This window comes from Streptomyces laculatispora (genome assembly GCF_017353455.1).
GTDB lineage: Bacteria > Actinomycetota > Actinomycetes > Streptomycetales > Streptomycetaceae > Streptomyces > Streptomyces laculatispora.
This window is the reverse complement of sequence record NZ_JAFMPZ010000550.1, coordinates 1-7433: the sequence shown is the minus strand read 5'-3', so window position 1 is coordinate 7433 and position 7433 is coordinate 1. Positions and strand designations below refer to the sequence as shown.

General features: G+C 73.0%; 5 protein-coding genes. 3 read left to right on the top strand and 2 right to left on the bottom strand.

The features are described from left to right. The first annotated feature begins 23 nt into the window (after positions 1-23). Positions 24-602, top strand: a complete 579-nt coding sequence (locus J1C73_RS29215; RefSeq protein ID WP_207319003.1) for a TetR/AcrR family transcriptional regulator — start codon at positions 24-26, stop codon at positions 600-602. A 6-nt stretch (positions 603-608) separates the two neighbouring features. Here J1C73_RS29215 and J1C73_RS29210 read toward each other — a convergent pair whose 3' ends face one another. Then, positions 609-2654: a thioredoxin domain-containing protein gene (locus J1C73_RS29210; RefSeq protein ID WP_207319002.1), complete on the bottom strand. Its 2046-nt coding sequence runs from the start codon at positions 2652-2654 to the stop codon at positions 609-611. Positions 2655-2964: 310 nt separating this feature from the next. Between J1C73_RS29210 and J1C73_RS29205 the strand changes: the two genes are divergently transcribed. Beyond that, positions 2965-3531 carry a Uma2 family endonuclease gene (locus J1C73_RS29205; protein ID WP_207319001.1) on the top strand — a complete coding sequence of 189 codons (567 nt, stop codon included), beginning with the start codon at positions 2965-2967 and terminating at the stop codon, positions 3529-3531. 45 nt (positions 3532-3576) lie between these two features. On the opposite strand, the gene J1C73_RS29200 is transcribed toward J1C73_RS29205, so the two are convergent. Next, positions 3577-3819 carry a hypothetical protein gene (locus J1C73_RS29200; RefSeq protein WP_207319000.1) on the bottom strand — a complete coding sequence of 81 codons (243 nt, stop codon included), beginning with the start codon at positions 3817-3819 and terminating at the stop codon, positions 3577-3579. Between the two features lie 316 nt (positions 3820-4135). Between J1C73_RS29200 and J1C73_RS29195 the strand changes: the two genes are divergently transcribed. Beyond that, positions 4136-7393, top strand: coding sequence for a tetratricopeptide repeat protein (locus J1C73_RS29195; protein ID WP_207318999.1), 3258 nt, complete (start codon positions 4136-4138; stop codon positions 7391-7393). Positions 7394-7433 lie beyond the last annotated feature (40 nt).

Here is a 7433-nt window from a genome sequence, read left to right as displayed (position 1 = left end):
TTCTTGCGCTCGCGCAGCCCCCGATGGGGCTGCGCGAGCGCAAGAAACTCAGGACCCGGGTCGCGATCCGGCAGGCGACCTACCGTCTGATCACCGAGCAGGGGTATGACGCGACGACCATCGAGCAGATCGCGGAGGCGGCCGAGGTGTCGCCCAGCACGGTGTTCCGGTACTTCGCGACCAAGGAGGACATCGTCCTCACCGACGAGTACGACCCGGTCATGGAAGCCGCGCTGCGGAGCCGGCCGGCCGATGAGCCGCCCCTGGTCTCACTGCGGTTGATGATGACCGAGACGCTGACGTCGTTCATCGCCGAGGAGGACGAGGAGCTGCGCCAGCGCACCCGGCTGATGGTGGAGGTCCCCGCCATCCGGGCGCGGATGACGGAGACCTTGTCGGAGACGGCGAAGGTGCTCTCCCGGGTGCTCGCCGACCGCAGCGGCCGCAGTGCGGACGACCTGCGCGTCCGGGTCTTCGTCGCGGCGGTGCTGGGTGCGCTGCGCGAGGTGGCGCTGTACTGGGGCGAGCACGGCCAGGAGGGCGACCTCGTCACGATGGTCGGCGAGGCCCTGGACTCGCTGGAGGGCGGCCTGCGGCTGTGACGCCGGTCAGGACGCGGCGCCCCCGAGGGCGCGCGCCAGCTCCTCCCGGTCCGTGACCGGCGCGTCGCAGACGAAGTGCCGGCACACGTACGCGGTCGGCGCGCCGTCCACCATCGGACGGTCCGCCAGCAGCGGGAACTCCGCACCGGACGTCTCCCCCGCCGCGACCACCGCACCCGGCGCCCGGCCCAGCAGCGCCGTACGGTGCAGCTCGCCGCCGACCGGTCCGGCGACGGCCACCTCGCGCGGGCCGTCGAGCAGCGCCTCGGCCACCGCGAGTCCCCAGCCGATGAACCGCGGCGCCTTCGGGCCCAGCGCCTTCACCACGCCCAACGCCCCCTCGGCGGCGGTGCGGTGGGGCTCCGATCCGGTGTGGGCGGCGTACGAGAGCAGCGCGCCGGCCGCCGCGGTCCAGCCGGCCGGGGTGGCGCTGTCGGTGGGGTCCTGCGGGCGGCGGATCAACTGCTCGGCATCGTCCGCGGTGTCGTACAACTGCCCGCCCTCGCCGGTGAAGTGCTGGAGCACGATGTCCAGCAGGAAGCCCGCGAACTCCAGCCAGACTCCCTCGCCGGTGACCGCGGCCAGCGCGAGGAAGCCCTCCGCCACATCGCCGTAGTCCTCCAGCACGCCCGCGTGCTCCCCGGCGCGCCCGTCCCTGGACGTCCGGACCAGCCGGGCGACCGGGCCCATGTGGAGCCGCACCAGCAGGTCCGCGGCCTCGGTGGCCCGCTCGATCAGGTCGGGGCGGTCGAAGTACGCGCCCGTCTCGGCGAGCGCCGCGACGGCCAGTCCGTTCCACGCGGCGACCACCTTGTCGTCCCGCCCCGGCCGCTTGCGCAGCTCACGGGCGGCGAGCAGCCGGGCCCGTACGTCGGCGGCCCGCGCGTCGTCCACGACCTGACCCGTCCGCGGCGGGTGGTGCGGGCCCTTCGGCGGGAGCTGGAGCACCGAGGAACCCTCCTCGAAGGTGCCTTCCTCGGTCACCCCGAAGTGCTCGGCCGCGAACGCGGCGTCGTCCTCGCCCAGCACCTCGCGCAGCTGCGCCGGCGTCCAGACGTAGTAGGCGCCCTCGACGTGCTTCCCCTGCCCGTCCTCACTGTCCGCGTCGAGCGCGGAGGCGAAGCCGCCCTCGGCCGTACGCAGCTCCCGGACCATGAAGTCGGCGGTCTCCAGGGCCACCCGCCGGGCCAGTTCCGAGCCGGTCGCGCGCCACAGGTGCGCGTACACCCGGCAGAGCAGCGCGTTGTCGTAGAGCATCTTCTCGAAGTGCGGTACGACCCACTCCCGGTCCACCGAGTAGCGGGCGAAGCCACCGCCGAGCTGGTCGTACATCCCGCCCCTGGCCATCGCCTCGCAGGTGTCGGCCGCCATCTGGAGCGCACCGTCCGCCCCGGTCCGGGCGTGGTGGCGCAGCAGGAACTCGATCACCATCGACGGCGGGAACTTGGGCGCGCCGCCGAAGCCGCGGTTCTTCTCGTCGTACTCCCGGGTCAGCCCGAGCAGGGCCTGCGCCAGCTCCGACTCGGCCGGAAGGCCCTCCCCGCCGTGCGCGAGGGAGCGCTGCGACAGATCGCGGACGATGCGCCCGGCGACCTCGCCGACCTCGTCGCGCCGGTCGGTCCAGGCGGCGACGACGCCTTCGAGCACCTGCCGGAAGGACGGCAGGCCGTGCCGGGACTCGGGCGGGAAGTACGTCCCGAAGTAGAAGGGTTCGGCGTCGGCGGTGAGGAAGACGGTCATCGGCCAGCCGCCCTGGCCGGTCGCCGCCTGCACGGCCTCCATGTAGACGGCATCGACGTCGGGGCGCTCCTCGCGGTCGACCTTGACCGGCACGAAGTGCTCGTTCAGGTACGCCGCGACGTCCTCGTCCTCGAACGACTCATGCGCCATCACATGGCACCAGTGGCACGCCGAGTAGCCGACCGACAGCAGAACGGGCACATCGCGCCGCCGTGCTTCCTCGAAGGCGTCCGCTCCCCAGGGCCACCAGTCGACGGGATTCTCAGCATGCTGAAGCAGATAAGGCGAGGTCACACCAGCCAACCGGTTCATGCGATCCAGCCTCTCACAACGCCCAACCCCGTCGGTGAAGCCCGCATAGGCCCTGCCTCGCTTGGCCGAACGGCACTTGTGCGCCATCAGGTGGTGGACGTCAGCCCCACCACTGGGTAACAACTCGCCGAGGACAAGCATTCAGTTGAGGGCGGTCACTGAGCACGGTTCGCGGCAATCCCCACTCATGCGACTTAGACAGGAACAGGAGGCCTCCGCGCTCTTGCGAATCGGGCGCCACAGCATCACGGGACAGTACGCTGAGCCCAGCAGCGCCGGGACTGCCGAGGCCCCTCGAAGGAGGTACACCATGACCGCCGAGATGGTGGCGCCCGCGTGGATGCATACGCAGATCAGCGCGGAGCAGTACGACTCCTGGTCCGAGGAGCAGTGTGCCGGCATTGAGATCGTGGACGGGATGGTCGTCGTGAGTCCGAGCGCCTCCAAGCGGCACAGCCGGCTGGCCCGAATCCTGGCCAACGCCTTGGACGCCGCCGCAGGCCCGGACTGGAACGCCGACACGGACTTCGACGTCCGCCTGCAGGACGTCCCCCTCACCAACCGCCGTCCGGACGTCGTTGTCTACCGGGCGGAGACCATCGACCTCACGCCCACCCGCCCCGAACACGTGCTCCTGGCCGTCGAGGTCGTGTCGCCCGGCTCGGAAACCACCGACCGGATCGTGAAGGTGGACCAGTACGCCAAGGCCGGCATCCCCTTTTACTGGCGGGTCGAACAGGCCGCGACCGGCGTGCCCATCACCTACACCTACGTCCTCGACCCCGCCACCAAGGCCTACAGGGACGGGGAGATGTTCACCGGCGTGATCAAGGCTGCCGCGCCCTTCTCCGTCACCGTGGACCTGGGAACCATCTGACGACCGACATCCGCGTGGGCACACTCGGTCAACAGCCGGCACAGGTCAGCGCGGATCGGGCCACGCACACACGGCAGGCGAGTCCTCCACGGGTCTCTCCGGCGATGACGGCCGCTTCTCCATGGCTTCGACGATCTCTGCCACACGGGCCTCGAGGGCCACCACGTCGGCCTCGCCGGTCCCGTACTCCTGCCCCAGGCCGACCAGCTCATCCTCCGGCTCGCCGCACTCGATCATCTTGTCGGACAGTGTGAAGCCGCCAGGGGAGGGCTTCCCGACGTCAAGCACCCAACCCTTCAAGCAGCACTGTCCTCTGCGCGAGCCGGTTGGCCATGCCTCATCCGTGCGCACGCCGTCGGCCACCGACCGTCGGCCACGAGGGGGACGCGCGGACGGACGGGGCCATCGCGGTGGGGTGACGGCGGTCGGGCACGGGTCGCCGTTGCCGCGGCCGGTCGTGGTCCCGCGCCCCGTCTCAAGCGCAGGGCTGTCGGCGCAGTCTCGCGGACTCCCTGTTGCGCACCGGCCCGAGGCAGGAGACTGGTACTCCGTGCGACCGGGTGCCGGCCGGCCGACGGGCGGGAACCGAGGGGGACTTATGCGGATGCGGGACAGCCACCGGGCGGACGCCGAGAGGCTGTTGGTGCGGGCCGTGGAGGAAGAGGCACGGCGCACCGGCGGACGGTCGGACTCCGGCGCGCTGCTGACGCGTGCGCGGGGCGCACTGGACTCCATGGCGGCGGGGGCGGCCGAGGAGTACGCCTCGTACGTCCAGGCGCTGGACGCCGAGGCGGCCGGCAAGCAGAAGTTCGACCGGGCGACGCTCGGAACACCGTTGCTGGTGACGGGGGTTGCCGCCACGGCCGCCTTCGGTGCGGATCTGGTGCTGGGCACGGCCTCGGGCCTGGCGCTCGGCGCGGGGGCCGTCGTCGCGGTCGCGGGCGCCACCGCGACCGTCGCCAAGGTCACCGCTTCGCACTGGCCTGCCGCCTCCCGCCGGGCGGGAGCCCTCGGACAGCCGGGCGGGACCGAGCAGTTGCGGCTCCAGTGGCTGACGGCGCTGGAGGTACGGGGCATCCGCCCGTTCCTCGACCAGCAGCGGATGCTGACCGCCTCGTCCCGCACCCCTGCGAAGAAGGCCGCCTCCGCACAGGCCCGCACCGCCCCGGCCCTGCGTGGCGGGGACCGCAGTGCGGCGGCGCGCATGCGCTCGCTCCTTGAGCAGTCGTTCGGCCATCTCCCGTCGCCCGAAAGCCGGTTCGCCGGGCGACGGGCCGAGCTGGCCCGGATCGGCCAGTGGGTGCACGCGGCCCGTGCGTCGACGGAGACGAAGCCGACCGTGGTCGTGCTGCACGGCCCGCCGGGCGCCGGGCGCACCACGCTGGCCGTGCGGGCGGCGCACGATCTCAAGGACCAGTTCCGGGGCGCGTGCGTGGTGGACCTGCGCGGCGGCGCGGACGGTGAGCCGCCGCTGCCGACCCGGGACGCGCTGCTCCATCTGCTGAACCGGCTGGGCGCCCCCCGCGAGCAGCTGCTGTTCCGGGACGGGGGCTCCGCCGGCGCCTCGGGAGCGGGGGCCCGGGGAGGGTCCTCCGCCGAGCAGCAGGTGCGCCGGCTCAGCGAGCTGTACCACCAGCATCTCACCGGCACGCCGGTGACGATCGTCCTCGACGACGCCAGTGACGCGGAGCAGGTCCGCACGCTGATCCCGGAGCGTTCCGACAGCCTCGTCCTGGTCACCGCCCGCGAGCCGCTCGATCTGCCCGGATCCCTTCCGGCGTGGGTGCACCAGCTGGAGGTCGGGGCGCTGGACCCGGCGGGCGCGGAGGAGCTGCTGCGCGAGGCGTCCCAGGAGGAGGACCAGGGCCCGTACGACTACCCGTCGAGCGAGGCGGTCACCGAACTGTGCGGCGGGCTGCCGCTGGCGCTGCGGATCGCGGGTTCCTCGCTCGGGGCCCGTACCCCGAGCGCGCTGGCCGCCGATCTCGCCGCGTACGGCCCGGTGCCACCGGTCGAGCGGGCCCTGTGGCTGCGCTACACCGACCAGTCCGAGCAGGCGCGGCGGCTGCTGCGCCGGCTCGCGCTGGCCGGACGGGCCAGTCTGGGCGCCGCGGCGGCGGCCTCGCTGCTGTCGGCCGACGAGCAGGAGGCCGAGCGGCTGCTGACCGCCCTGTCCGGGGCCGGGCTGCTGGATCACGTACGGGGTTCGCGCTACCGGCTGCACGACCTCGTACGGGGCTTCGCCCTGGCCCGGCTGCTCGACGAGGAGGAGCCGGCCGAGCGCACGGCCGCGCAGGAGCGGCTGATCGTCAACTACGCGGAGCTGGCCGGTGCGGTGATCCGGATGGTGGACGGCAAGATGTCCACCCGGGCCGGGCAGTTCGGCTCCCACGGCTTCACCTCCCTGGACGCGGCGCTGCGCTGGCTGGACGAGGAGTCGAGCTTCATCACGTCCGCGCTGCGGCACGCCGAGGGCGTCGACCAGGCGGCGGTGCTCGATCTGCTGGGCGCGCTGTGCGACTACTGCCTGCTGCGCGGCGACCTCTACCGGCTGGGCGAGATCAGCGAGTTGACGCAGGCGGTCGACCAGGGGCTGCTGGAGCGGTCGGTGCAGTGGCGTACCGGGATCGCGGCCCGCCAGCTCGGCGAGCTGGACAAGGCGCGCACCACGCTGTCCTCCGTCGTCGGCCTGTACCGCGAGGCACAGAACGACTCGGGTACGGCGCTGGCGCTCTGTTCGCTCGGCATCACCCTGCACCACCAGGGCAATCTGACGGAGGCGGCGGCGCGGCTGCGGGAGGCGCTCGAACTGCAGACCTCCGACGGCCAGGCCGCGGACCGGGCCTGGTCGCTGCACGCGCTGGCCGCGGTGGAGCGCGACCGGGCGCACCCGGCCGAGGCGCTGACGCTCCTGGACACGGCACTGGTCCTGCACCGCGAGGGCGAGTCGCTGCACGGGGAGGCCTGGACGCAGTTCCAGCTGGGTCAGGTGCGCTTGCGGCTGGGCGATGTGGAGCGGGCCGAGCTCGCACTGCGTACGGCCCTCGACCTGTACGGGCGCACCCGCGACGAGCGCGGCGAGGCCTGGGCGCTGACCCAGCTGGCCCGCGCCAGGCTGCTGGACGGCGATCCGGCGCCCGCGGTCGAGCAGCTGAACGCGGCCCTGTCCCGGCACCGCGACAACGAGGACGCGCGGGGCGAGGCGTGGACGCTCTACTACCTGGGCCAGGCCCTGGAGGAGACCGGCGACACCGATCAGGCGGTACGGCAGCTGGAGCGGTCCCGCACGATGTTCTCCCGGATGCGGGACGTGTACGGGCTGGCGTGCGCCCGGCACCACTCGGGCCGGGTCACCCGCGACCAGCGGGCCGCGCAGACGGGCAACCTGCGCAACTCCGGCTTCGCCCGCCAGCTCCTGGTGGACGCGCGGGCCGACTTCCGGCGCATCGGGGTCCCCCATGGGGAGGCCTGGACGTGTCTGGAGCTGGCCCTGATCGACGCGGGCAACCATCGCGCGCCGCAGGCGCTGGACCTGTGCGGCGAGGCGGCCGAGCTGTTCGACTCGTACGGCGACGCACGCGGCGCGGACTGGGCCCGCTTCCTGCGTTGCACGCTGCTGCCGTACGCGTCACCGGGCGGCATCGAGGTGGGCACGGTGGTGGCCCAGCAGGAACTCGCCGACCTGATCGCGGCGGGCCACCCGACCCGGGACGGCAAGCTGGAGGACTGCGCGGAGGCGTTCCGGGTGGTCCTGAACCGCGGAGTGGACCTGGAGGACGGCTGGCAGGCCTGGCGCCTGGGCCTGACCCCGACCCGTCACGCCCGGGAAATCATGGGCGTACGGATCCCGGCAAGGCCGTAACCCCGGCCGGCCGGAACGGGCCCGCCCGGCGATTGAGGGC

Excerpts from the sequence above, each read along its gene's own strand:
- J1C73_RS29215 (WP_207319003.1), top strand. The coding sequence starts at position 24 with ATGGGGCTGCGCGAGCGCAAGAAACTCAGGACCCGGGTCGCGATCCGG.
- J1C73_RS29210 (WP_207319002.1), bottom strand. The coding sequence starts at position 2,654 with ATGAACCGGTTGGCTGGTGTGACCTCGCCTTATCTGCTTCAGCATGCT.
- J1C73_RS29205 (WP_207319001.1), top strand. The coding sequence starts at position 2,965 with ATGACCGCCGAGATGGTGGCGCCCGCGTGGATGCATACGCAGATCAGC.
- J1C73_RS29195 (WP_207318999.1), top strand. The coding sequence starts at position 4,136 with ATGCGGGACAGCCACCGGGCGGACGCCGAGAGGCTGTTGGTGCGGGCC.